This is a genomic window from Photorhabdus stackebrandtii (assembly GCF_011189495.1).
Classification (GTDB): domain Bacteria; phylum Pseudomonadota; class Gammaproteobacteria; order Enterobacterales; family Enterobacteriaceae; genus Photorhabdus; species Photorhabdus khanii.
The window spans coordinates 1-1,489 of record NZ_PUJV01000108.1 but is presented as its reverse complement, the minus strand read 5'-3'; the positions used below and the strand labels follow the sequence as shown (position 1 = coordinate 1,489).

Here is a 1,489-nt window from a genome sequence, read left to right as displayed (position 1 = left end):
AATAAAAACGGGCGTTATCCCCTGACGGGAAATAACGCCCGTCAGGGTGAAAACGACCGCCGGCATCCCGGCAATCAGGGGTAAAATTGTGTGATAATTTGTGTGGCTGTCAGCGTCACCTTCAGATCACATTTGTCATGCAGTAACCGGTTGAGTGTAGATATGGAGAAACCCAGTTTTTCCGCAAAATCATCGCCGCCCTCGTCCTCCCGGGCACGCTCATACCCGCCTTCGTCCTTCTCCGGATGATAACCGCAAGCATAAGAGACAAGGTATTTGCCGTTTTGCGTCGAACCCATATCAGACATGATATAGTCGGGTAGCAGCAGCGTATTACTACGCCACCGCCCCCTAAGAACGGTACGTGCTAGTTTCCCAGCATACCGCTCAAGCCTTTATAAACTCCCTTCACAGGAACCAGCTTCATGACTGTGTAATTGTTGATGACAATTAGGGTGTAACAACTCTAAATTGCTAAGCTCATCTCCGCCTCCCTTTACTTTTTGAACTTTATGATGAACATGCCATCCAGTTTCAGGGGTGATCAATTGATCACATCTCAGGCATCGTTTGCCTTGTCTATTCCAGAGTGTTATCAACTTCCTCTTACCACTGTGAGTATTTTTTAGAGCATAATCTAATCGCTTTTCAAAATATTTTTCCCATTCGGGTAGATAAGGGTTTGCTGCTGTTTTGATTTTAATATGGCGTTTTATTGGTGTATCCATTGCCTGTATAAGTGTACGATGTACACCTTTGGGATCTTCTGCGGAGAACTGCCAACTACGGGTTCCCTGCTGCGGAAAGTATTTCTCTTTCACCCATCGAAGCCCCTTATTTCTATGACGTCGTTTGCACCATTGCCATATTTTCTTCCAGATTTGAGTATCTACATAATGAAACGTGGATTTCGATACCACATGTTTATGATAATTAACCCATCCTCGAATAACTGGATTAAGTTTGGCTATCAATTCCCACGCAGGTACCGTTTTGTTTCCGTCTATAATACCCCTGACTTTATCAAGAAAGTTCTTCAGATTTTTTCTGGCAGGTTTTATCAGTAGCTTGCCATTATATTTCCTGATATTTTGTCCCAAAAAGTCTATACCTTCCTCTATATGAGTGATCACTGTTTTTTCTGCTGATAAAGTCAATCCACGATCTTGCATGAATTGCTCGATTAATGGTTTGACTTTTTCTTCCAGTAGTTCTTTAGAAATACCGGTACAAACAAAATCATCAGCGTATCTCACATAATTCACTTTATGCCTGTTCCCCTGGGGTGTTCCCGTTTTACCAAAAGTATCATGCAGATGTTTTTCCAAACCATCCAGAACCATATTGGCCAGAACTGGGGAGATCACGCCCCGAACGCAAAAGGTAATTTTATCTTCGAACGAATGATCTCATTTGATCGTTCATATTTTGTCCTTGATTCACGTCTTAAAAGGTAATATTTTTATGTCTTATGTCGAGATCAACAAAT

The 1,489-nt window shown here is 42.1% G+C and carries 2 protein-coding genes; both read right to left on the bottom strand.

Features of this window, described 5'->3' with window-relative positions; all coding sequences use genetic code 11:
• Window positions 1-74: 74 nt before the first annotated feature.
• Window positions 75-308: a DUF3085 domain-containing protein gene (locus C5470_RS21770; protein ID WP_166291878.1), complete on the bottom strand. Its 234-nt coding sequence runs from the start codon at window positions 306-308 to the stop codon at window positions 75-77.
• Window positions 309-395: 87 nt separating this feature from the next.
• A complete protein-coding gene (locus tag C5470_RS23480) occupies window positions 396-1,367 on the bottom strand; it encodes a group II intron maturase-specific domain-containing protein (RefSeq protein WP_339917248.1) in 972 nt (323 codons plus the stop codon).
• Window positions 1,368-1,489 lie beyond the last annotated feature (122 nt).